Below are 21,432 nucleotides of genomic sequence, written 5' to 3'. Positions count from 1 at the left end.
CTGCTATGACAGCTTGCGCAACGACAGCAGCAGGAGATAGCCCTTCAGCGTGAGGATCAGGCCCAGCAGCACCGCCGGCCAGACCAGCCACTCGCGCGCCAGCCAGGACATGAGCCCCAGCAACAACGCCGTTGCGAACAGCTTGATCAACTCACCGAAGAGGAAGGCGAAAGGGTTGCTGCGTGCGGACTTGGCGACATTCACCAGCAGGCGCAGCGCGAACAGCGCATTGGGTACCAGATAGGCCCCCGCCCCGAGTAAAGCCGACAGCCCCGCAGCCGCCCCCGCAAATATCCCCGCTATCGTCGCCGCTGCGAGTCCCATCACCGCTTGAGCGGCCAGAACCAAGAGAATTTCCCGACACGCCCGTGCATTGAGCGCCGAACGATCGGCATCGGTTAGAACCAGACTCTTTTGCACGAAGCTGCCCCCTCAGGCCCAACCAGGGCAGGCTGATTTCCTTGCCCTACCCCATTGCGGTGGGGTTGAGTCCCGAGGCGACGAGGTGCGATACCGAGGCTTGATCCCCGAGTTCGATCCTCACCCGTTCGATCCTCACCCGTTCGATCCCCACCCCCGTGGGCGTCTCCCCTTGCTTTTTCCGCAAGCGTCAAACCCGCGAAGTATAGCTTGTTTCGGACAGTGGCGGCAAATTGAAAGCCGGTTGTCAGCCTGCCTCACGGGCGGACCGGCAACCGGCCTGTAAACGCTTCTGAAGCGCGGGCCGCAAGGGCGGCTCGCGCCGCCGGATCCGGCTGCACAGGCGGCTGGCGCCGCCCTGTTCGAAGTCAGTCCTCGCGCACCGGCGGCGGGGCCCACTGGCCGTCCAGCGCCGTGTTGCGCGGGGAATACAGCCGCATGTTCAGCATGAAGTTGCCCTGCCGCGGAGCGGGCAGCCAGTTGGGCTGCTTCTCGGTCGACGGCGGATCGCGCTGGATGTAGATCTCGAGCGAACCGTCCTGGTTGTACACCAGCTTGTCGGTGCTGCTGAGCGCGTAGCGGCCCAGCTGGTTCTGCGCGAAGCCGGGGCGGGCGTCGTACAGGATCAGCGTCCAGTACGCGTCGACCGGCGGCAGCTGGCCCTTCTCGAACCGCAGCACGTAGTCCTCGCCGCTGTCCAGCAGCTCGCCTTCATCGTCGATGCCCGTGACGGGATACAGCACTTCCTCGGGCGTGCTGGCGCCCAGGCCGGCATAGGCCACGGCGGCGCGGCGCGTGTAGTCCGTGCCATAGGTGCCGATGCCGTTGCGCACGATGGTCCAGCCGTTGACCTGCTCGCCCAGCGAGTGCACGCCGTCGGCGATACGGCGGCCGGCGATGGGCTTGGCCTCGGTCAGCGCCTGCTGCACGGCGGGCTCGAGCCCGCCGAACGAGAACGGCTGCGGACGGCCGAAGCCCAGGCGGCGCAGGCGGTCGAGCATCGGGTAGTCGTTGGCATGCGGCGGGTTCAGGCGCACCAGCTCATTGAACAGCGTGAAAAAGCTGGCGGCGTCCATCGCGGCGACCTGCTCGGCGGGCGTGCCCTGGCCTTCCCAGGCCGGATTCACCTGGCCGGCGGGCGCGGCGGTATTGCCCTTGCCCCAGTAGCTGAGCGGCAGCGCCGTCAGGCCCGCCTGGAACTGGTTGACGGCCTGGTAGTCGCCGGCGGTCGGCGTATGCACGCGGCCGATCATCCAGCCCTGGCTGGTGGGGCTGCGCACGGTGTCCACGCCGGGCGGCAGCGTGCCGACCCACGAGGGGCCGACGATGGCGAAGGTCTGGGCGACGTTGCCGGTGGTGCGCGTGCCCCGGGCGGCGTACATGTCGGCCCACATGTCGTACAGCGAGAGCATGTAGTAGCGCTGCCCGGCGGCCGGCACCTGCACGATCAGCGGCTCGCGGCTCACGTCGTACCACAGGCTCGAGTACAGCGCGTCGGTGCTGGGCCAGGCCACGTCGTTGGCGCGCGGATCGGGATAGGCGGTGCGATGACCGAACTGGTTCATCGGCGCGCGGCCGGCCAGCGGCGACTGCACATTGGTGGACGCGCGACGCGTCATCTCCATCAACACGAGCGGATAGGCGTAGATGTAGGCGTCGACGGCGGCATCGCGCAGCTCGGCTTCTGTCATCGGAGCCACCTGGATGGCCGGGGCGGCCGCGGGCGCCTGGACCGGGGTTTCGGACACCAGGCGCATCGAGGGCTTGGGATTGCCCGACGAATCGGTGGAAGGATACAGAGGCGTGGACTGCCGGGGCTGGGGCTGGGCCTGGGCCGAGCACGCCAGGACCGTGCTCAGAACGCCTGCCAGCGCGGCCGCCTGCCAGCGGGACGCGGGAATTGCATGAGTACGCATGAGGGGCTCCTGCTTGTCGAGGGAAGCAGAGCCGCGCCGTGGCGAGGACCTAGTGCTGCGCCGGGCCGGCTCGTCATTGTTGCCCGATCAAGGATAGGACGCACCGCTGCAACAGAGTTCAGCGCAAAGGTTTCAACGGGCAACGCCATATGGGGCCGGATCACACGCGACTGACGCATTGCGATGCGTCCCCGCCATAGACCCGACGCGGCCTGCGGCGGCCCGAAAGGCCGCCGCAAAATGTATCGGCCCCGCTAGCGCCGCTGTAACAACTTTTACCGATGCTTGAAGGCCGGCGCCCGCTTTTCGGCGAAAGCGGCCATGCCCTCTTTCTGGTCTTCGGTGGCGAACAGCGAATGGAAGACGCGGCGTTCGAACAGCAGCCCTTCATTGAGCGGCGACTCGAAGGCGCGATTCACGCACTCCTTGGCCATCATCACCGAAGGCAGCGACATCGAGGCGATGACGGTGCCGGCTTCGATGGCCTCGTCCAGCAGCTTCTCGGCGGGCACGATGCGCGAGACCAGGCCCGCGCGCTCGGCCTCCTCGGCGCCCATCATGCGGGCGGTCAGCGCCATATCCATGGCCTTGGCCTTGCCGACCGCGCGAGGCAGGCGCTGCGTGCCTCCGGCGCCGGGAATGACGCCGAGCTTGATCTCGGGCTGTCCGAACTTGGCGTTGTCGGCGGCGATGAGGATGTCGCACATCATCGCCAGTTCGCAGCCGCCGCCCAGCGCGTAGCCGGCCACCGCCGCGATCACCGGCTTGCGCACGCGCTTGAGCGTTTCCCAATTGCGCGTGATGTAGTCGGTGCCGTAGACATCCATGTAGCTCCAGCTTTTCATGGCGCCGATGTCGGCGCCGGCGGCGAAGGCCTTCTCGCTGCCGGTGATGACGATGGCGCCGATGTTCTCGTCGGCGTCGAAGGCCAGCAGCGCGGCGCCGAGTTCGTCCATCAGTTGGTCGTTGAGGGCGTTGAGCGCCTTGGGCCGGTTCAGGGTCAGCAGGCCGACCCTGCCGCGAGTTTCGACCAGCACGAACGATTCGCTCATGAATGTCTCCAGAGAGGGATGAAATAAGATATGTGGATGAACGACGCCCCCATAATTTACCGCCTGCAGCCTCATGATCCTGCCGGCCACCGCTACCGGGTTTCCCTGACGGTCACCCACCCCGATCCCCAAGGGCAGCAGTTTTCCCTTCCCGCCTGGATTCCGGGCAGCTACCTGATCCGTGATTTCTCCCGCCAGATCGAGGCCCTGGCCGCGCGCTGCGGCAACCGCCCCGTGGCGGTCGACAAAGTGGACAACCATACGTGGCGGGCCGCGGCGTGCGAAGGACCCCTGCTGGTGGAGTACACGGTCTACGCGTGGGACCTGTCCGTGCGCGGCGCGCATCTGGATGAAAGCCACGGCTTCTTCAACGGCACCAGCGTGTTCCTGCGCGTCGAGGGACAAGACCAGTCGCCGTGCCTGGTGGACCTGCAGCCGCCGCGGGGCATCGAGGGATGGAAGGTTTACACCAGCCTGCCCGAGGCGCGCGGGGTGGCGGGCGCGGCCCGCCGCCACGGTTTCGGCCTGTACCGCGCCCCGGACTACGATGCGCTGATCGACCATCCGGTCGAGATGGGCACGCCGCAGGTGGCGCGCTTCACGGCGCATGGCGCCGAGCACGAGCTGGTCTTCACGGGCGTGGCGCCGCGGCTCGATCTGGCGCGCATCGCCGACGACGTGCGCCGCATCTGCGAGACGCAGATTGCGTTCTTCGAGCCGCGCACGCGGCGCGCGCCCTTTCTCGACAGCAGCGATCGCTACGTCTTCATGACGATGGTCACGGGCGACGGCTATGGCGGCCTGGAGCATCGGGCAAGCACCGCCCTGATGGCCTCCCGCAAGGACCTCCCGGTGCTGGGGCAGCAGGGTCAGGGCGACGGCTACCGCACCTTCCTGGGCCTGGTCAGCCACGAGTACTTCCATACCTGGAACGTCAAGCGCATCAAGCCGGCCGCCTTCGCGCCCTACCGGCTAGAGCAGCCCAACCTGACGCGGCTGCTGTGGATCTTCGAGGGCTTCACGTCTTATTACGACGACCTGCAACTGCTGCGCGCCGGCGTCATCACGCAGGCCGACTATCTGCGGCTGCTGGGCAAGACCATCACGGGCGTGGCGCGTACGCCGGGGCGTCACAAGCAATCGGTGGCGGAAAGCTCGTTCGACGCCTGGACCCGCTACTACAAGCAGGACGAGAACTCGCCCAACGCGCTGATCAGCTACTACACCAAGGGCGCCCTGGTGGCATTGGGACTGGACCTGCTGATCCGCCGCGACAGCGGCGGTGCGCATTCGCTGGACGACGTCATGCGGCTGCTGTGGCAGCGCTACGGCCGCGATTTCTACAACGGCCGTCCGCAAGGCCTGGAGGAAGACGCCTTCCCGGCGCTGGTGCGCGAGGCCACCGGCGTGGACGTGCGCCGCTTCGTGGCGCGCCATGCCTACGGCACGGCCGACGTGCCGCTGGCCGAACTGCTGCAGTCCCAGGGCATCACGATGCAATGGAAGCCGGCGTCACCTATTCCGGGCATGGACGTGCGCACGCGCAAGCAGGGCGAGGGCCTGGCGCTGGCCACCGTGCTCGAGGGCGGCGCGGCGCATCGCGCCGGGTTGTCGGCAGGCGACGTGCTGGTGGCGGTGGATGGCCTGCGCGTGGACGCGCCGGCCGGTCTCGACGTGCTGCTGTCGCAATATCGGCCAGGCGACCGCGTGCGCGTGCACGTGTTCCGCCGCGATGAACTGCGCGCCTTCACGGTGCGGCTGGCCGCGCCGGCGGCGCTGGATTGCGTGCTGAGCGCGGCCGAGGATACGGCGCCGACACCGACGCGCTAGATCGCGCCGGGGCGTTCCCAGCGCCGCTGGATGTCCTTGGCCGCCACCACGCCATCGGCCATCGAGGTGACCACGCACGGGTGCATGCGGTGCGCCACCTCGCCGATGGCGTACACGTCGGGCAGGCTGGTCTGCGCGGTGGCGAAATCGGTCTGGATATAGCCGCGTTCGCCGCGCGCCAGATGCAGGCCGTCGGCGAAGGCGGCCTGCGGTTCCCAGCCGTAGAACACCAGGATCAGGTCGTAGCGCCGCCCTTCGACAGTGCGCGCGACGGGGTCGACCTGGTAGGGGCCCACGTGCACGTTCTCGCGGCCGGCACGCACTACCCATTGCTGCTGCGCGCGCACGGTGCGCGCGTACAGGTGCACGTCGCGCGCGCCGCGGTTGCGCACGTAGACGAAATTCTCGAAGGCGTTGTCGCCGCCGCCCAGCACCGCCACCGACAGGCCCGTGTAGTCCTGGGCGACGATGGGCGATCCGGGCCCGACCAGCACGCCCGGCCACGAGGCCGCGGGCGGGTGTCCGGGCAGCCCGCGGGCGCGCACGCCCGAGGCGATGACCAGCGCGCGGCCGCGCAGCGCCAGGCCTTCGGCCTGCCCGCCCAGCGTCACTTCCACGCCGCCCTTGCACGGCCGCGCGTGCACGACAGGCGCGCACAGATGCAGCGGCACGCCGGCCGCCTGCACGCTCTCGGCGATGTTGGCCGCGACCTGCTGGCCGGTCAGGCCGGGCAATGCCGCGATCCAGTCGTCGCGAAACGGATTGTCGTTGCCCAGGCCGCCCACGCGATCGCCGGCCTCGACCAGCACGGGCGCCAGGCCCAGCCGCGCCAGCCAGATGGCGCACGAGGCGCCGGCCGGACCGGCGCCCACGATGACCGCGTCGTATACCTGCTGCATTTACCTGTGTTCCTGAAAGTGGCCCCCGTGCGGCCCTGGCCGGTGCATCCGTGCCTGTACGCGCGCGGCGGCCGCTGGCGTGGGACAGCCCTGAAAGTGCCGCCGATGGGGCGCCTATACGCGCGCGCCATCGCCGGACACCGATTGTAGTCAGCAGGCCCGCAGCGCCGCCCAATGGCGGACCCGCGGCTTGGTGCGGCCGCCCTGCCGAGGCGCCCCGCTGATGGCCGCCCCACCGCCTTACAATGCAGTCTTCCCACCCAGGTTGCGATCATGGCGACACGCCGCATCATCATTTCCCGGCTTGCGCTGGATGCCCGCATCGGCATCCTCGAGCACGAGCGACGGGCCACCCAGCCGCTGCACATCGACGCGGAGTTCGACGTCGACGTCCGCCGCAGCGTGGACGACCACGACATCCACAGCGTGCTCGACTACCGGCGCCTGCGCGAGGCCATCGTCGAAGAGTGCACCCAGGCCCACGTGAACCTGATCGAAACCCTGACCGAACAAGTGGCCGAGCGCCTGCTGGCCGATTTTCCTGATATCCGTTCGCTGCGGCTGCGCATCAACAAGCCTATGGCCTTCTCGGATTGCGATGCCGTGGGCGTCGAGATCCAGACCAGCCGCCAAGCGACATCACTGCCATGAACGCCATCGAAGCCCCCATCGAGTCCGCCTCGCAGCAAGCCGAACGCGTGCGCACGCCCGCCGAAGAAAAGGCTCGCCACGAAGGCAACAAGCTGACCAAGCGCCTGGCGCGCGAGACCACGCGCGCCCTGTCCGACTACAACATGATCGAGCCGGGCGACCGCGTCATGGTGTGTCTGTCGGGCGGCAAGGATTCGTACTCGCTGCTCGACATCCTGATGGCGCTGCGCAAGCGCGCGCCGTTCGAGTTCGACATCATCGCCGTCAATCTCGACCAGAAGCAGCCGGGCTTTCCGGCGGACGTGCTGCCCAACTATCTCAGCTCGCTGGGCGTGCCCTTCCACATCGAGACGCAGGACACCTATTCCATCGTCACCCGCGTGATTCCCGAAGGCAAGACCATGTGCTCGCTGTGCTCGCGGCTGCGGCGCGGCATTCTGTATCGCGTGGCCGACGAACTGGGCGCCACCAAGATCGCGCTGGGCCATCATCGCGACGACATCCTGGGCACGTTCTTCCTGAACCTGTTCTATGGCGGCAAGCTCAAGGGCATGCCGCCCAAGCTGGTATCCGACGACGGCCGCCACACGGTGATCCGTCCGCTGGCCTACGTGCCCGAACGCGACCTGATCGCCTACGCGGCGCTCAAGCAGTTCCCCATCATCCCGTGCAACCTGTGCGGCTCGCAGGAGAACCTGAAGCGCAAGGAAGTGACGCGCATGGTGCAGGAATGGGACCGCAAGTATCCGAACCGTTCCTGGAACGTGTTCAACGCGCTGTCGCGCGTGGTGCCCTCGCACCTGATGGATCGCGAGCTGTTCGACTTCGTCGGGCTCAGGCCCACCGGCGCGGCGGACCCGGAAGGCGACACGGCCTTCGACCACGTCGACCCCGAGGACGCGGGCGCGCAGCCTTGCGACGAGCCTTCGGATGCGCTGACCGAACAGCGCATCGTGTTCCGCTAGGCCTGCCGCGAATCGGCGGACATCAGGCCGGGTTCAGCACCCGAATCGGCTTGCCGGCCGCCCACGCCGCGATGGCCTCCACCGCATTGCGGTAGAACGCCTCGAAGTTGGGCTGGCTGACATAGCCCAGGTGCGGCGTCAGCACCACGTTGTCCAGCGCCCGCACCGGATCGGTGGGCGACAGGGGCTCGGCCTCGAACACGTCCAGCCCCGCCCCGGCCAGGCGCCCCTTGCGCAAGGCATCCAGCAGCGCCTCGTGGTCGACCAGTCCCGAGCGCGAGGTATTGACCAGGAAGGCGGTGGGCTTCATCGCGGCGAGCATCTCGGCATCGACCGTATGGCGCGACCGCGCGCTGAGCACCAGGTGCAGGCTGACCACGTCGGACGTGGCAAACAGTTCGCGCTTGTCCACGCGCCTGGCGCCCACCTCGGCCGCGTGCTCAGCGGTCAGGTTGGGGCTCCAGGCCACCACGTCCATGCCGAAGGCGTTGCCTACCCGCGCCACCGCCGAGCCCAGCTTGCCCAGGCCCACCACGCCCAGGCGGCGGCCCGACAGCAGCAGCGGCATGCCGGTCTGCCACAGGCCGCGACGCATGTTGTCATGCTCGATGGGGATGCGTTTGAACAGGGCAAGAATGAGGGCCCATGCCAGTTCCGCCGTGGCGTTGTGGCCGTCTTCGCTGCCAGGCGCCCCGCACAGCACGATGCCGCGGCGGGTGCAGGCTTCCGTGTCGATGGCATTGTTGCGCATGCCCGTGGTGACCAGCAGCCGCAGGTTCGGCAAGGCGTCGATCAGTTCCGCCGGAAACGCCATGCGTTCGCGCATCGCCACGATCACGTCGAAATCCCGCAGCGCCTCGACGCGGGCCGCGCCGGCGGGCAGCGGGTCGCGGAAGACCTGCACCCGCGCCTGCGGGCCCAGCGTGCTCCAGTCCGCGTAGCGCTCGGCTACGCCGTGATAGTCGTCCAGGATGGCGATCTGCATGGGATTTGTCTCCGTGGTTCCCGTAGGTGCGCAGACGCCGGCGGCGAGCGTTCGGATCAGCGCGCGTCCAGCCGGGCCTGCAGTTGATCCAGGGGCATCGCGCCGCTGACGCGCGAGCCATTGGCAAAGAACAGCGTGGGCGTGCCGCGCACCATCAGGCGCTTGCCCAGTTCGACGACCTGCTCGGTGGGCGCGTCGCACGACTTGTTGGGCGGCGTCTTGCCGCGCAGCATCCAGTCGGCCCAGGCAGTGGCGGGCGCGTCGGCGCACCAGATGTTGCGCGCCTTGACCGTGGAATCGGGCGACAGGATCGGGTACAGGAAGGTGTAGATCGTGACGTTGTCCAGGTCCTTCATGGTCTGGTGCAGCTGCTTGCAGTACCCGCAGTTCGGGTCTTCGAAGATGGCCACGCGCCGCTTGCCGTCGCCCTTGACCTGCTTCACGGCCAGGTCCAGCGGCAGTTCCTCGAACGCGATCGCGCTGAGCTTTTCCTGGCGCTCGGCCGTGACGTCGCGGCGCGTCTTCGCGTCGATCAGCGGGCCCTGCATGACCCAGCTGACGTTCTCGTCGGTGTAGACCAGGTCCATGCCCAGCTGCACTTCGAAGAGGCCATAGGGCGTGCGGCGCACGGCCGTGACGTCCATGCCGGTGAAGCGTTCGCGGAACCGGTCGCGCACCGCGTCGGCCGCGGGGTCGGGCGGCGTGCGCGTGGAGGCGTCGCCCTTGCCGGGCTGGCCCAGCGCGTCGGTGGAATACGCCTTGCCGGACGTGGGGGCCGACTGGGCCTGCGCGGCGCCGGCCATGGCCAGGGCACACGCTGCGGCGGCCAGGCTGGCTGCGATGCGAAGTTTCATGATGATCCCCATTGCACGCGCACGAGCGGACTGACGCTCAGTTGCGCGATGCTCCTTCGATGAGTTGGCGTTTGACGAAAGGCAGCGCGTCGACCCACTGCATGCCGGCATTGCGCAGCCAGGCCAGGGGCGCGCCACGCGCGCCGAACAGCCGATGCAGCCCGTCGGTGGCCAGGCGCATGGCCAGCACGGGTTCGGCGCGGGCCCGTTGATAGCGCTGCAGCACGCGCGGATCGCCGGCCTGCCGATAGGCCTCGCGCCCGCCCACGATGCGCGCCAGCGCCTCGACGTCGCCCAGGCCGAGATTCAGGCCCTGGCCCGCCAGCGGATGCAGGCGGTGCGCCGCATCGCCCGCCAGGGCGATGCCGGGGCCGACCATCTGCGCCTGCTCGAGCGTCAGCGGAAAGCCGTGCAGCGCGCTGCGCACACGCAGCCCGCCCAGGCGGCCATGCGTGGCCTGCGCCAGCAGGCGCTCGAGTTCGATGGCCTGCTGCTCGGGCGGCAAGGCCCGCAGCGCGTCGGCAAGCTGCGTGCGCATGGACCACACCATCGACACCTGCGGACCGTCGGCGGTGTCCGGCAACGGCAGCAGCGCCAGCACGCCGTCGTCGCGGAACCACTGAAAGGCCGTGTGCTGGTGCGGCAGCTCGGCATCGAGGTGCACGACCAGGCCGGTATCGCCATAGGGCCGCGCCTGGTGGCGCAGGCCGGCGGATTGGCGCAGCGGCGAGCTGGCGCCATCGGCGCCGACGAACAGCTCGGCCTGCAGCGTGTCGCCGTTGGCCGTTGCGATGCGGCCGTCGCGCCAAGCGGTGCAGCGGTCGTCCAGCCACGGGATGCCGAACATGCGCACGGCCTGGATCAGCACGCGCTCGATCTCTCCGGACTCGACGATCCAGGCCAGGCATTCCTGCGCGGCCTGCCACGCATGCAAGGTGACGCGTCCGTCCGCATCGCCATGGATTTCCATGGCCTGCACCGGCGCGATGCGCCCGGCCGGCAGGGCATCCCATACGCCCAGCTCGCCCAGGAAACGGCGGCTGGCCGGCGAGATGGCATAGACGCGCGGGTGATACGTGTCGGCCAGCGCCGGCTCGATGGTGGTGCGCGGCGCCAGCACGGCCACGCGCTGGCCGCGACGCGCCAGGGCCAGTGCGCTGGCCAACCCCACGATACCCGCTCCGCAAACGACGATCTGGTGTGTCATCGCGCCGAAGGCTCCCCGGCCTGTTTGGGCCACAGCACCCACATCTGGCCGCGCTGCTTCATGCGGCCGGCCTGCTGTCCGGCTTCTTCGCCGTAGCCCCAGTAAAAGTCTGCGCGCGCCGCGCCGCGGATGGCGGTGCCGGTATCCTGCGCCAGCACCAGCCGCTGCAGCGGCGCCTGCGACGCAGGCATGGTGGTGGACAGGAACACGGGCGCGCCCAGCGGCACGAAGCGCGTGTCCACGGCAATGGCGCGGCCCGGCGCCAGCGGCACGCCATAGGCCCCACGAGGACCCAGCGAGGCATCCGGCACGGCCTCTTCGCGGAAGAACACCACGGCCGGATTGGCGTTGAGCATTTCCTGCACGCGTGCGGGATTGCGGCGCGCCCACGCGCGGATGTTCTGCATGGAAGCCTGGTCGGCGCTCAGTTCGCCCTGGTCGATCAGCCAGCGGCCGATGGACACATAGGGCTGGCCGTTGTGGTCGGCGTAGGCCATGCGGATGGTCTCGCCCGCATCCGGCCCTTCCATCAGCTGCACGCGGCCGGACCCCTGCACCTGCAGGAAGAAGTTGTCGACGGGGTCGTCCACCCACACCAGCACCGGCGGCTTGCGATCGGAGCTTTCGATGGCCGAGCGCGCGTCGTACGGCACCACGCGCTGGCCCTCGAGCTTGCCGCGCACGCGCTTGCCGGCCAGCTCGGGATAGACCGAGCCCAGGTCGACCGTAAGCAGGTCGGCGGGCGGGGCATACAGCGGCCATTGGTAAGGCCCGCCGCGTCGGCGCGAGCCGCGCACCAGCGGTTCGTAGTAGCCCGTGACGGTATTGGCGGCGGGCTGGTTGTCGGGGCCGTTCAGGCGCCAGGGCTGCAGGTGGGCCTGCAGGAAACGGCGCACCGCGGCGCCGTCGCCCGCCGCGGGAGCGCGTGCCGGATCGGCGGCCGCCGCGCACACCGGCTGCCAGGCGCGCGGCGTCGCGCGGGCCGGCACGGCCAGGCTGCCGCCGGTGGGCCGCATCAGGCCTTTGCAGTTGCGCAGGAACAGCGGCCAGAAGGCGGACAGGTCGTCGTCGCTCCAACCGGGCAGGTCGGTCCAGGCGGCGCGCGAGTAGCGGCCGGCCAGCGTACGAGGAGCGGAATCGGGCAGGGCCGACAGGGAAGGCACCGTCAGCGGGCCGTCCACGGCCGGCCCGCCGGACGTGGACGGCGACGTGGGCGTGCCGGGTGGCATGCCCTCGGGCGGAACCTCGGTGGTGGCGCAGGCAGCCAACAGGCCGGCCAGCAGGGAAGTGCAGAAAAGACGCTCGATACGCTGCTTCATGTAGATGTGGAGACTGGGTCGACCGCTGCGCTCAGTGCAGGGTGCGCGGCATGGCCAGCACGAACTCGGCGATGGGCACTTCGAACGGAATGCCGTTCTCGCCCACGCAATGGTACGTGCCGCGCATGGTGCCCACCGGCGTGGGCAGCGGGCAACCGCTGGTGTATTCGAAGGATTCGCCGGGCGCCAGCAACGGCTGCTGTCCCACCACGCCCAGCCCGCGCACTTCCTGCACCTGCTGGTTGCCGTCGGTGATGATCCAGTGCCGGCTGATGACCTGCACGGGGTTGGCGCCCGAGTTGGTGATGCGCACCGTGTAGGCGAACAGGTACTGGTGCTGACCGGGATCGGACTGCTCCGGCACGAAGCGCGGGGTTACGGACACGGTCAGGTCGTAGGGTTTCACAAGATATCCCGGGATGGCGCGGGACCTGCCGCGCGACGCTCGGCAGGTCGTGGACGGGCTCGGGCCGGCCAGGGCCGGCGCTGGGAGCGTCAAACTACAATAATTGCACATTATGCCCCCGGAACTTCTGAAAGCCATGTCCTCGACCCCGGCCGCTACCCGCATCGCCCCCAGCATCCTGTCCGCCGATTTCGCCCGTCTGGGCGAAGAGGTGCGCAACGTCGTCGCCGCGGGCGCCGACTGGATCCACTTCGACGTGATGGACAACCATTACGTTCCCAACCTGACCATCGGCCCTATGGTCTGTTCGGCCATCCGGCCTCACGTGCAGGTGCCCATCGACGTACATCTGATGGTGGAGCCGGTGGATGAGATCATCCCCATGTTCGCCAAGGCCGGCGCGGACATCATCACCTTCCACCCCGAGGCCTCCCGCCACGTCGACCGCACGCTGACGCTGATCCGCAGCCACGGCTGCAAGGCCGGCCTGGTGTTCAATCCGGCCACGCCGCTGTCCTACATGGACTACGTGATGGACAAGCTGGACCTGGTGCTGCTGATGTCCGTGAACCCGGGCTTCGGCGGCCAGGCCTTCATTCCGGCCACGCTGGCCAAGCTGCGCGAGGCGCGCAGCCGCATCGACCGCTGGGCGCAGGCCGGCGGCCAACCCATCCTGCTCGAGGTGGATGGCGGGGTCAAGGCGGACAATATCGCCGACATCCGCGCCGCGGGCGCGGATACCTTCGTGGCGGGCTCTGCCATCTTCGGCCAGCCGGACTATGCAGCGGTCATCCAGACCCTGCGCGAACAGATCGCCAAGGGCGAAGGCGTGAGCGTCTGATGGCCGCCGCGCGCATCGAGGCGGTGCTGCTGGACCTGGACGGCACGCTGCTGGACTCCATTCCCGACCTGACCGACGCGGCCAACGGCATGCGCGTCGAGCTTGGCATGGCGCCGCTGCGGCTGGACGTCGTGGCTACCTTCGTGGGCAAGGGCGTGGACAACCTGGTGCGCCGCGCGCTGGCCGGCAACCTCGAAGGAGGCGTGCACGACACGGCCCTGTACGCGCGTGGCCGGGAGGCCTTCTTCCGCCACTACCATCGCATCAACGGCGACAAGGCAGTGGTGTTCGACGGTGTGGTGCAAGGCCTGCAGGCCATGCGCGGCCAGGGGCTGCGCATGGCCGTGGTCACCAATAAGCCCACCGAATTCACGCTGCCGCTGCTGGAGCGCACCGGCCTGGCCGGCTTCTTTCCCGTGGTGGTGTGCGGCGACACCTGCGTGCGCCGCAAGCCCGATCCCGACCAGGTGCTGCACGCGTGCGATCTCCTGGACGTGTCGCCGGAGCAGGCGGTGACCATCGGCGATTCGATCAACGACGCGCTGGCGGGAAGAGCGGCCGGCACGCGCGTACTGGCGGTGCCTTATGGATACAACGAAGGCATGGACGTCAGCGCGCTCGACGTCGATGCGATCGTGGATACGCTGGTCGACGCGGCGCGGCTGATTGCCGAGTGGAACGGCGAGGCGTCCAGCACGACCGCCGCCACGGTCAGCGCGAACTGAGCGCCGCAGTGTGTTTGCCGATACTCGAATCAGCCCCTTCATCACCCCATGACAGGCAGGGCTTTGAACCAGTGGTATATTTGCCGGGCGTTTCTTCAACACACTCGTCCCACCCCACTGTCCAATGACCGCCCCGGCTTCCGTACTGGCCCTCGCAAACGCCCGCTGGCGTTGGTGGCGCTCGTCCTCCGGGTGGCGGTGAATCGTTCCCGGCGTTGGCGCACGCGCCACGCCGCAGCAGCAAGATACCGAACCCGGAACCTGCACAGGACCGGGTTTTTTGTTGCGCGCGCCCGGTTCCTCATCCTGATCCCAACATGAGATCCGACATGACCGAACTTGAATTCAAGGCGCTGGCCGCCCAAGGCTACAACCGCATTCCCCTGGTGGCGGAAACCTATGCCGACCTGGACACGCCCCTTGCCATCTACCTGAAGCTGGCCCACAGCGGCCCGACGGGCGGGCAGGCCAGCGCGGGGCCGACGGCCGGCGGGACACACCACCAGAACGGCGCCTACACCTGCCTGATGGAATCGGTGGTGGGCGGCGAACGCTTCGGACGCTACTCGTTCATCGGCCTGCCCGCGCGCACGGTGATCCGCGCCAGCGGCACGCTGACGGAAGTGCTGCGCGACGGCGCGGTCGTCGAGAGCCATGAAGGCGATCCGCTAGCCTTCATCGAACAATATCAAGGCCGCTTCAAGGTCGCGTTGCGCCCGGGCATGCCGCGCTTCTGCGGCGGACTGGCCGGCTATTTCGGCTATGACACCGTGCGCCACATCGAACCGCGCCTGGGCCCGGCGGTGAAGCCCTTCCCGGCCGGCATGGAGGGCGGCACGCCCGACATCATGCTGATGCACGTCGATGAACTGGTCATCGTCGACAACCTGGCCGGCCGCATCTACCTGATGGTGTACGCCGACCCGGCGCAGCCGGAGAGCTACAGCCGCGCGCAGCAGCGCCTGCTGGACCTGCGCGCGCGCCTGCGCAAGCCCGTGGACATTCCGTACAGCCACGCCAGCATGCAGACCCAGGAACGGCGCGACTTCGCCAAAGAAGACTATCTGGCCGCCGTGCGCCGCGCCAAGGAGTACATCGCGGCGGGCGACCTGATGCAAGTGCAGGTGGGACAGGTCATCGCCAAGCCGTTTCGCGACGCGCCGCTGTCGCTGTACCGGGCCCTGCGTTCGCTCAATCCCTCGCCCTACATGTACTTCTGGAACTTCGGCGATTTCCAGGTGGTGGGCGCATCGCCCGAGATCCTGGTGCGGCAGGAGCGCATCGTCGAGAACGGCGAGCCGAAGTCGCAGATCACCATCCGCCCTCTGGCCGGCACGCGCAAGCGCGGCGGCACGCCCGAAGAAGACGCGGCTCTCGCGCGCGAACTGCAGGCCGATCCCAAGGAGATCGCGGAGCACGTGATGCTGATCGACCTGGCGCGCAACGATGTGGGTCGCGTGGCGCAGACCGGCACGGTGAAGGTCAGCGACACCATGGTCATCGAACGCTATTCGCACGTCATGCATCTGGTGTCGAACGTGGCGGGCACGCTGGATCCGTCCATGACCAGCATGGACGTGCTGCGCGCGGCCTTCCCCGCCGGCACGCTGACGGGCGCGCCCAAGGTGCGCGCGATGGAGATCATCGACGAGCTCGAGCCGGTGCGGCGAGGCATCTACGGCGGCGCGGCGGGCTACCTGAGCTATGGCGGCGAGATGGACGTGGCCATCGCCATCCGCACCGGCGTCATCAAGAACGGCACGCTGTTCGTGCAGGCGGCGGCGGGCATCGTCGCCGACTCCAGCCCCGAGGCCGAATGGGCCGAGACCGAGGCCAAGGCGCGCGCCGTGCTTCGCGCGGCCGAGCAGGTGCAGCACGGGCTGGACGAACCGCGCTGAAGGCGCAGGCCGCCCGCGTGGTTGCGCCGGGACGCCCCACCCTCGGGGCAAGCACGCCGCACCGCACGCGGCGACTTGCGCAATCCGGCGATTCCGCCTAAATCGTTGCTGGTGACCCTGGCCGGGCGCGCGGCATGCGCCCGGTGCAACCCACTCAGGAGCGGCAAATGAAGCAAGAGCTGGTCGGAATCGCGTGTTCAATCGCAGTCCTGTCGATGGCCGCCCCGGCCGCGGCGCAGGACGTGCGCACCGGCGCAAGCGCCTATGGCGACTGGCGCAGCGATGCGCCGGGCGTGATGCGCCACATCCGGCCCGGCGATATGCCGCCCTCCGATCCACGTTCGTCGCGCGCGAACGCCTCGCGCGTCGGCGACCGTCCACCAGGAGCGGCGCCCAAGACCATGCCGGGCTTCACCGTCGAAACGCTGGCTACCGGACTGGAGGGAGTGCGCGTCCTGCGTGTGGCGCCCAACGGCGACGTGTTCGCCAGCCTCAGCCGCAACGGCCGCGTCGTGGTCATCCGCCAGCAGGCCGATGGAAAAGCCTCGGTGTCCGACTTCGCGAAAGGCCTGGACGACCCGTATGGCCTGGCGTTCTATCCGCCCGGGCCGGAGCCGAAGTGGCTGTACGTGGCGCAGCCGGGGAGCGTGGTGCGCTATGCCTACAGGAACGGCGACCTGAAGGCCTCCGGCAAGGCCGAGACCGTGATCGCCAAGCTGCCCACCGGCGGGCACTGGACGCGCGACATCGCGTTCTCGGCCGACGGCAAGGTGCTGTACGTTGCCGTGGGCTCCGACGGCAACGCCGGACAAGGCATGGGCGATCGTCCGGCAGACCTGGCCGCGCACGAAAAGGCGCACGGCGTGGGCGCCGCCTGGGGCGAGGAAGAAGGCCGGGGCGCGGTGCTGGCGTACGACCCCGACGGCAAGAACCGCCGCGTCTATGCCAACGGCGTGCGCAACTGCTCGGGCCTGGCGCTGCAGCCCGGCACGGACACGGTGTACTGCGCCACCAACGAGCGCGACATGCTGGGCGATGACCTGCCGCCGGACTACATCAGCAGCGTGAAGGAAGGCGGCTTCTATGGCTGGCCGTGGTACTACATCGGCAAGAACGAGGATACGCGCGCCTCGGGCGGACGCCGGCCCGATCTGGCGGACAAGGTGATCGTGCCCGACGTGCTGGTGCAGGCGCATTCGGCGCCGCTGGGCATGGCCTTCAATCCGGGCGGCCAGTTTCCCGACGAGTGGAAGGGCGACGCGTTCGCGACGCTGCACGGCTCGTGGAATCGCGCCAATCGCACCGGCTACAAGGTGGTGCGGTTGCCGTTCAAGGACGGCAAGCCCACGGGGCAATACCAGGACTTCGTCACGGGCTTCACCGCCGGCGACGGCAGCGAGGTATGGGGCCGACCGGCGGGCGTGACCTTCGCGAAGGACGGCTCGATGCTGTTCAGCGAGGATGCGAATGGCACCGTCTATCGGGTGACGTACAGGCGGCCTGGGTAGGCGGCGCTGCCGCGGCGCGCGCCGGCGGCGCGGACCCTACCAGCGCAGCAGGCGCGGCCCGAGCAGCGCGCCCAGCGCGGTCGGAACCAGCATGCCCAGCACGTACCACACCGCCCAGAACGGCGCCTGCATCTCGGGGCAGTGCAGGCAATAGGCGACGGTCGCGACGGCTCCGGCCAGCAGGCCGCCGGCAGCGCCAGCCAGGCGCGGCCGCGTCGGTGCCAACCCCTTGATCGCCCACCATGCGGCCAGGGATGACGGGATCGACAGCAGCGCGATATTGACCGGGCAGGTGCGCCAGGTACTGCCCAGGACCAACGGCACGCGGGCGCCGGCGGAGGCCTCGAGCAACACGAACGCGGAGGCCAGCCAGGTCACCACGAGAGGCACGGCCAGGGCCACCCAGCCTGCTCCCACGGCCACGCCCGGCCGCGACAGGCGCGCGGCAACCCACAACGCGGCGGCCGCCAGGCACAGGGGAAACGCCACCTTGGCCCAAAACAGCGGCGTGCGCATCACTTCGACCAGATCCGGCCGCGGGCCGAACATCAGCACCATCAACAAGGCCGAGCCAAGCCCGCCCGCGAGTATCGCCAGAGCGAACCGCTTGGGCACCACACGGCGATCCACCGGTTCGACGCCGGAAGCCAACAGCGTCACCATGTCACTTGTTTTCATAATTTGCCTCGAATCCTGGCCGCCAGGGCCTTCAACCCACGGTGCACCCCGACCTTCACCGCGGACTCCGACAGGCCCGTCAGCTGCGCCGTCTCAGCCACAGACAGGCCCTGCAGCTTGACGTGCACGATGGGCAGCCGCTGCCGGTCGGGCAACTGCTCGAGCAGCTTGCCCACGTCGCGCCGCGCTTCAGCCGCCTCGGTATCGCTGGAGGCGAAGATGTCCATCTGCTCGTCCAGGGGGTCGTTCAGCAATCCGTGACGCGAATGGCCGCGCAGGAAGTCCGCCAGCTTGTAGCGCGCGATCGCATGCACCCATGCCGTCAGCGGCTCTCCGGGCCGGTATGTATGGCGTCCATTGTGCACGGCAATCAGGACTTCCTGGACGAGATCTTCGACCTCGTCCTGTAGACGATAAAGGCGCTTCCTGAGAAACGCCCGCAGATGGCTGCTGAGCTGGTCCAGGAACGCGTGGTAGGCGGCCGCGTCACCCGACAGCCCGGCCGCGAACAGCGCCTGCAAGCGCGCTTCGACGGACTGCTGCGGCCCTCCCTTTGTCGTTCGTTCCATGACGCGTTCTGGTTACAGGGCTGTCGAAAAAAATTCCCACGCATTCTACTGCCCGCGCCGGCGACGGCCGCGCGACGGAAAGGTCGATGTGTCGAGAAAGAGACCGGCGCGGTGTGGCGGACGTTCAGCGCGCCAGAAAAAAAATCTGCCGTGCGGCGTAACCGGACGGCGAGCGGCGACGAACTACATCTCAGATCGACGCGCAGCACGGGCTGTGGCGGAGGTCGATACCGCAACTCACTCTTGAAGGAATCAAACCATGAACGTTCGCAACCTCGCCACCGTCGCCTTCACGCTCGGCGCCCTCGCCTCGGGCGCCGCCATGGCGCAACAAACCCAGTCTTCCTCGAAGGCCGCGCCCACCGCCGTCGAGAAGTGCTATGGCGTGTCGCTGGCCGGCCAGAACGACTGCAAGGCCGGCGCGGGCACCACGTGCGCCGGCACCTCCAAGGTCGATTATCAAGGCAACGCCTGGAAGAATGTGCCGGCCGGCACGTGCACGTCGATCAAGACTCCCAAGGGCATGGGCTCGCTGACGCCGCTCGGTTCGTGATCCGACAGGGCGCGCCCGCATCATGGCCACATACCTCGGCGCCGGCCTCGGCCTGAAGCCGCAGCACTACGAGGACGCGCTCGCGGCGTCCGCCCCCGGCCTGTGGTTCGAGGTTCATCCCGAGAACTACCTGGTCGCGGGCGGGCCGCGCCTGGCCTGGCTCGAGGCGGTGCGTGGCCGTCATCCCATATCGCTGCACGGCGTGGCGCTGTCGCTGGCCGCGGACGCGCCCCTCGACGAGCAGCACCTGCGGGGGCTGGCGCGGTTGGCCGACCGCATCGAGCCGGTGCTGATGTCCGAGCATCTCGCGTGGTCTGCCTGGAATGGCCACTACTACCCCGACCTGCTTCCCGTCCCGCGTACGCGTGCGGCGCTGACCCGGATCAGCGCCAACGTCGCGCATACACAGGACGTACTGGGTCGTCGCATCGCGGTCGAAAATCCGTCGCACTATCTGCGCATCGACGGACACGACTGGAGCGAGACGGATTTCCTGGCCGAACTGGCCCGCCGCACGGGCTGCGGCCTGCTGCTGGACGTGAACAACGTGCACGTCAGCGCGCACAACCTGGGCTTCGACGCGATGCACTATCTGCAAGCCTTTCCGCTGCACGCGGTGATGGAGATCCATCTGGCGGGGCATAGTCGGGACGAAGCGGCATCCGGCCTACTGATAGACAGTCACGATGCCCCTGTCGCGCCCGCCGTCTGGGCACTTTACGAACATGTCATCGAGCTCGCCGGCCCCCTTCCTACGCTGATCGAACGCGACGATGCCATTCCCGCCTTTGCCCACCTGATGCGCGAAGCGCGACGCGCGCGGCGGGTGCTGGACGTCCACGAGGAGGCGGCGTGATGGGCTCGCTCGCCGATTACCAGCACGACTTTGTGCGGGCCTTGCTGCATCCGGGCGATGAGCCGGTGTCGATGGCGGCCCTGACGGCGCAGCCCGGCTTCGCGGTGTACCGCAACACGGTCATCAAAGGATGCGTCGACGCATTGCAGGCGAACTTTCCCAGCGTCGCGCGCCTGGTGGGCGACGATTGGTTCCGGGCCGCGGCTGCGATCCACGTGCGCATTGAACCGCCGACAACGGCGGCATTGCTGGACTATGGCGCCGGATTCGCCGACTTCCTGGAAGGGTTCGAGCCTGCGCGCGAACTGCCGTACCTGCCTGGCGTGGCGCGGCTGGACCGGCTGTGGACGCAATCCCATTGCGCGGCCGACCTGCCGCCATTGAGCGGCCAGGCGCTCGCCGGAATGTCTGGCGAGACGCTGGGCGGCCTGGTCGTACGCCCTCATCCGGCTGCCCGATGGGCTTGGCATGCCGAGCTTCCCGTGTATGCCATCTGGCAGGCCAACCGCTCAGCCTCGCCAATGACTGACGAACTGCGCTGGCAAGGCGACGGCGTCTTGATGACACGCCAGGATGGCGTCGTGGGCGGGCAGGCTGCCGGGCCGGGCGCCTGCGCGTTCCTGGACGCCTGCGCGGCGGGACTGGCGCTGGCGACGGCCGCCGAGCACGCCGTAGGTGCGGAGCCGGCACTGGACATCGCACGATTGCTTGCCGGCCTGATCGAATCGGGCGCGTTGGGCTCGATCGACCTCTCATGCACGCCGGGCGATGGTCCGGTCAACTCGAGGCTCTCACATGATGAATACCGCCACTTCCATCACCCGAAGCTCACGCAACGGGCTTAGCGAACGCTGGAACGACTGCGCCGGGGTCCTGTCGCGGCTGCTGGGCGACTCGCTGCTGGCGATGACCGCGCGCCTGGGCATCGCGGCGATCTTCTTTCTGTCGGGCCGCACCAAAGTGACCGGGCTGCTGACGGTGACCGACGGCACCTATGCGCTGTTCCGGGAGGAATACCGACTGCCGCTCATCGCGCCGGAACTGGCGGCGCACCTGGCCGCCTACGCCGAGCATCTTTTTCCGTTGCTGCTTGTCGTGGGCCTGGCCACGCGCGCCTCGGCGCTGGCGCTGCTGGGCATGACCGCTGTCATCCAGACGTTCGTCTATCCCGATGCCTGGCCCACGCATCTGTCATGGGCCGCGCCGTTGCTGTATCTGGTAGGCCGCGGCGCCGGCGCATGGTCTCTGGATCGCGCACTCGGAATCAAGTAGTCGTCCACTGTCCCCCGGGCGCCGCCCG

The 21,432-nt window shown here is 68.7% G+C and carries 22 protein-coding genes; 11 read left to right on the top strand and 11 right to left on the bottom strand.

From position 1 onward, the window contains the following. Positions 1–3 precede the first annotated feature (3 nt). The 3 genes from CAL15_RS01920 to CAL15_RS01910 form a co-directional block, all read right to left on the bottom strand. Positions 4–420 carry an ATP synthase subunit I gene (locus CAL15_RS01920; RefSeq protein WP_086077086.1) on the bottom strand — a complete coding sequence of 139 codons (417 nt, stop codon included), beginning with the start codon at positions 418–420 and terminating at the stop codon, positions 4–6. A gap of 368 nt (positions 421–788) precedes the next feature. Next, positions 789–2,336 carry a DUF1254 domain-containing protein gene (locus tag CAL15_RS01915; RefSeq protein ID WP_086077085.1) on the bottom strand — a complete coding sequence of 516 codons (1,548 nt, stop codon included), beginning with the start codon at positions 2,334–2,336 and terminating at the stop codon, positions 789–791. 275 nt (positions 2,337–2,611) lie between these two features. Then, on the bottom strand, positions 2,612–3,388 hold the full coding sequence (locus CAL15_RS01910; protein WP_086077084.1) for an enoyl-CoA hydratase: 777 nt from the start codon (positions 3,386–3,388) through the stop codon (positions 2,612–2,614). Between the two features lie 30 nt (positions 3,389–3,418). On the opposite strand from CAL15_RS01910, the gene CAL15_RS01905 reads away from it, so the two are divergent. Next, positions 3,419–5,218: a M61 family metallopeptidase gene (locus tag CAL15_RS01905; RefSeq protein WP_086077083.1), complete on the top strand. Its 1,800-nt coding sequence runs from the start codon at positions 3,419–3,421 to the stop codon at positions 5,216–5,218. Here CAL15_RS01905 and CAL15_RS01900 read toward each other — a convergent pair. Beyond that, on the bottom strand, positions 5,215–6,117 hold the full coding sequence (locus tag CAL15_RS01900) for an NAD(P)/FAD-dependent oxidoreductase (protein ID WP_086077082.1): 903 nt from the start codon (positions 6,115–6,117) through the stop codon (positions 5,215–5,217). The genes CAL15_RS01905 and CAL15_RS01900 overlap by 4 nt on opposite strands. Positions 6,118–6,390: 273 nt before the next feature. Between CAL15_RS01900 and folB the strand changes: the two genes are divergently transcribed. Further along, entirely contained in the window at positions 6,391–6,768 is a 378-nt protein-coding gene (folB, locus tag CAL15_RS01895) for a dihydroneopterin aldolase (RefSeq protein ID WP_086077081.1), read from the top strand. Beyond that, a complete protein-coding gene (ttcA, locus tag CAL15_RS01890; RefSeq protein WP_086077080.1) occupies positions 6,765–7,733 on the top strand; it encodes a tRNA 2-thiocytidine(32) synthetase TtcA in 969 nt (322 codons plus the stop codon). Before folB ends, ttcA begins: the two co-directional genes overlap by 4 nt. Before the next feature lie 22 nt (positions 7,734–7,755). Here the strand turns inward: ttcA and CAL15_RS01885 are convergent, their stop codons facing one another. The 5 genes from CAL15_RS01885 to apaG are packed head-to-tail and all read right to left on the bottom strand — an operon-like array spanning position 7,756 to position 12,504. Further along, positions 7,756–8,718 (bottom strand): D-2-hydroxyacid dehydrogenase family protein, encoded by a 963-nt coding sequence (locus CAL15_RS01885; RefSeq protein WP_086077079.1) that lies wholly within the window; start codon positions 8,716–8,718, stop codon positions 7,756–7,758. Between the two features lie 56 nt (positions 8,719–8,774). Next, complete coding sequence (locus CAL15_RS01880) at positions 8,775–9,572, bottom strand: DsbC family protein (protein ID WP_086080874.1); 798 nt, start codon at positions 9,570–9,572, stop codon at positions 8,775–8,777. Between the two features lie 37 nt (positions 9,573–9,609). Next, positions 9,610–10,779, bottom strand: a complete 1,170-nt coding sequence (locus CAL15_RS01875; RefSeq protein WP_086077078.1) for a UbiH/UbiF family hydroxylase — start codon at positions 10,777–10,779, stop codon at positions 9,610–9,612. Then, a complete protein-coding gene (gene mltA / locus CAL15_RS01870; protein ID WP_086080873.1) occupies positions 10,776–12,086 on the bottom strand; it encodes a murein transglycosylase A in 1,311 nt (436 codons plus the stop codon). Before mltA ends, CAL15_RS01875 begins: the two co-directional genes overlap by 4 nt. 43 nt (positions 12,087–12,129) lie before the next feature. Then, on the bottom strand, positions 12,130–12,504 hold the full coding sequence (gene apaG, locus CAL15_RS01865) for a Co2+/Mg2+ efflux protein ApaG (protein WP_086077077.1): 375 nt from the start codon (positions 12,502–12,504) through the stop codon (positions 12,130–12,132). A 136-nt stretch (positions 12,505–12,640) separates the two neighbouring features. Here apaG and rpe point away from each other — a divergent pair, with 136 nt between their 5' ends. The 4 genes from rpe to CAL15_RS01845 all read left to right on the top strand — a co-directional run bounded on the left by rpe (position 12,641) and on the right by CAL15_RS01845 (position 17,476). Next, a complete protein-coding gene (gene rpe / locus CAL15_RS01860; protein WP_420042529.1) occupies positions 12,641–13,345 on the top strand; it encodes a ribulose-phosphate 3-epimerase in 705 nt (234 codons plus the stop codon). Continuing rightward, positions 13,345–14,070, top strand: a complete 726-nt coding sequence (locus tag CAL15_RS01855; RefSeq protein WP_086077075.1) for a phosphoglycolate phosphatase — start codon at positions 13,345–13,347, stop codon at positions 14,068–14,070. Before rpe ends, CAL15_RS01855 begins: the two co-directional genes overlap by 1 nt. A gap of 329 nt (positions 14,071–14,399) precedes the next feature. Beyond that, positions 14,400–15,968 carry an anthranilate synthase component I family protein gene (locus CAL15_RS01850; RefSeq protein WP_086077074.1) on the top strand — a complete coding sequence of 523 codons (1,569 nt, stop codon included), beginning with the start codon at positions 14,400–14,402 and terminating at the stop codon, positions 15,966–15,968. A gap of 167 nt (positions 15,969–16,135) precedes the next feature. After that, positions 16,136–17,476 (top strand): PQQ-dependent sugar dehydrogenase, encoded by a 1,341-nt coding sequence (locus CAL15_RS01845; protein WP_086077073.1) that lies wholly within the window; start codon positions 16,136–16,138, stop codon positions 17,474–17,476. A 36-nt stretch (positions 17,477–17,512) separates the two neighbouring features. Here CAL15_RS01845 and CAL15_RS01840 read toward each other — a convergent pair whose 3' ends face one another. Both CAL15_RS01840 and CAL15_RS01835 read right to left on the bottom strand, forming a co-directional pair. Continuing rightward, entirely contained in the window at positions 17,513–18,154 is a 642-nt protein-coding gene (locus CAL15_RS01840) for a DUF1109 domain-containing protein (RefSeq protein ID WP_086077072.1), read from the bottom strand. Continuing rightward, positions 18,151–18,723 carry a sigma-70 family RNA polymerase sigma factor gene (locus CAL15_RS01835; protein WP_086077071.1) on the bottom strand — a complete coding sequence of 191 codons (573 nt, stop codon included), beginning with the start codon at positions 18,721–18,723 and terminating at the stop codon, positions 18,151–18,153. Before CAL15_RS01835 ends, CAL15_RS01840 begins: the two co-directional genes overlap by 4 nt. Positions 18,724–18,982: 259 nt before the next feature. On the opposite strand from CAL15_RS01835, the gene CAL15_RS01830 reads away from it, so the two are divergent. The 4 genes from CAL15_RS01830 to CAL15_RS01815 are packed head-to-tail and all read left to right on the top strand — an operon-like array spanning position 18,983 to position 21,404. Then, complete coding sequence (locus tag CAL15_RS01830) at positions 18,983–19,276, top strand: BufA1 family periplasmic bufferin-type metallophore (RefSeq protein WP_086077070.1); 294 nt, start codon at positions 18,983–18,985, stop codon at positions 19,274–19,276. 22 nt (positions 19,277–19,298) lie between these two features. Continuing rightward, the gene (gene bufB, locus CAL15_RS01825) at positions 19,299–20,132 is read left to right on the top strand and encodes an MNIO family bufferin maturase (RefSeq protein ID WP_086077069.1); all 834 of its coding nucleotides are present in this window, start codon (positions 19,299–19,301) and stop codon (positions 20,130–20,132) included. Next, on the top strand, positions 20,132–20,977 hold the full coding sequence (locus CAL15_RS01820) for an HvfC/BufC N-terminal domain-containing protein (RefSeq protein WP_086077068.1): 846 nt from the start codon (positions 20,132–20,134) through the stop codon (positions 20,975–20,977). The genes bufB and CAL15_RS01820 overlap by 1 nt, the downstream gene beginning before the upstream one ends. Continuing rightward, a complete protein-coding gene (locus CAL15_RS01815; RefSeq protein ID WP_420042528.1) occupies positions 20,928–21,404 on the top strand; it encodes a DoxX family protein in 477 nt (158 codons plus the stop codon). Before CAL15_RS01820 ends, CAL15_RS01815 begins: the two co-directional genes overlap by 50 nt. Positions 21,405–21,432 lie beyond the last annotated feature (28 nt).

The sequence above is a fragment of the Bordetella genomosp. 13 genome, assembly GCF_002119665.1.
In the GTDB taxonomy this organism is placed as follows: Bacteria; Pseudomonadota; Gammaproteobacteria; order Burkholderiales; family Burkholderiaceae_B; genus Bordetella.
The sequence above is the reverse complement of the archived record's forward strand: the minus strand, read 5'-3'. Positions and strand labels throughout refer to the sequence as shown.

What these genes read in the sequence shown, in the direction of transcription:
- CAL15_RS01915 (WP_086077085.1), bottom strand. Translation starts at nt 2,336, where the DNA reads ATGCGTACTCATGCAATTCCCGCGTCCCGCTGGCAGGCGGCCGCGCTG.
- CAL15_RS01910 (WP_086077084.1), bottom strand. Translation starts at nt 3,388, where the DNA reads ATGAGCGAATCGTTCGTGCTGGTCGAAACTCGCGGCAGGGTCGGCCTG.
- CAL15_RS01905 (WP_086077083.1), top strand. Translation starts at nt 3,419, where the DNA reads ATGTGGATGAACGACGCCCCCATAATTTACCGCCTGCAGCCTCATGAT.
- CAL15_RS01900 (WP_086077082.1), bottom strand. Translation starts at nt 6,117, where the DNA reads ATGCAGCAGGTATACGACGCGGTCATCGTGGGCGCCGGTCCGGCCGGC.
- folB (WP_086077081.1), top strand. Translation starts at nt 6,391, where the DNA reads ATGGCGACACGCCGCATCATCATTTCCCGGCTTGCGCTGGATGCCCGC.
- ttcA (WP_086077080.1), top strand. Translation starts at nt 6,765, where the DNA reads ATGAACGCCATCGAAGCCCCCATCGAGTCCGCCTCGCAGCAAGCCGAA.
- CAL15_RS01885 (WP_086077079.1), bottom strand. Translation starts at nt 8,718, where the DNA reads ATGCAGATCGCCATCCTGGACGACTATCACGGCGTAGCCGAGCGCTAC.
- CAL15_RS01880 (WP_086080874.1), bottom strand. Translation starts at nt 9,572, where the DNA reads ATGAAACTTCGCATCGCAGCCAGCCTGGCCGCCGCAGCGTGTGCCCTG.
- CAL15_RS01875 (WP_086077078.1), bottom strand. Translation starts at nt 10,779, where the DNA reads ATGACACACCAGATCGTCGTTTGCGGAGCGGGTATCGTGGGGTTGGCC.
- rpe (WP_420042529.1), top strand. Translation starts at nt 12,641, where the DNA reads ATGTCCTCGACCCCGGCCGCTACCCGCATCGCCCCCAGCATCCTGTCC.
- CAL15_RS01855 (WP_086077075.1), top strand. Translation starts at nt 13,345, where the DNA reads ATGGCCGCCGCGCGCATCGAGGCGGTGCTGCTGGACCTGGACGGCACG.
- CAL15_RS01850 (WP_086077074.1), top strand. Translation starts at nt 14,400, where the DNA reads ATGACCGAACTTGAATTCAAGGCGCTGGCCGCCCAAGGCTACAACCGC.
- CAL15_RS01845 (WP_086077073.1), top strand. Translation starts at nt 16,136, where the DNA reads ATGAAGCAAGAGCTGGTCGGAATCGCGTGTTCAATCGCAGTCCTGTCG.
- CAL15_RS01840 (WP_086077072.1), bottom strand. Translation starts at nt 18,154, where the DNA reads ATGAAAACAAGTGACATGGTGACGCTGTTGGCTTCCGGCGTCGAACCG.
- CAL15_RS01835 (WP_086077071.1), bottom strand. Translation starts at nt 18,723, where the DNA reads ATGGAACGAACGACAAAGGGAGGGCCGCAGCAGTCCGTCGAAGCGCGC.
- CAL15_RS01830 (WP_086077070.1), top strand. Translation starts at nt 18,983, where the DNA reads ATGAACGTTCGCAACCTCGCCACCGTCGCCTTCACGCTCGGCGCCCTC.
- bufB (WP_086077069.1), top strand. Translation starts at nt 19,299, where the DNA reads ATGGCCACATACCTCGGCGCCGGCCTCGGCCTGAAGCCGCAGCACTAC.
- CAL15_RS01820 (WP_086077068.1), top strand. Translation starts at nt 20,132, where the DNA reads ATGGGCTCGCTCGCCGATTACCAGCACGACTTTGTGCGGGCCTTGCTG.
- CAL15_RS01815 (WP_420042528.1), top strand. Translation starts at nt 20,928, where the DNA reads ATGATGAATACCGCCACTTCCATCACCCGAAGCTCACGCAACGGGCTT.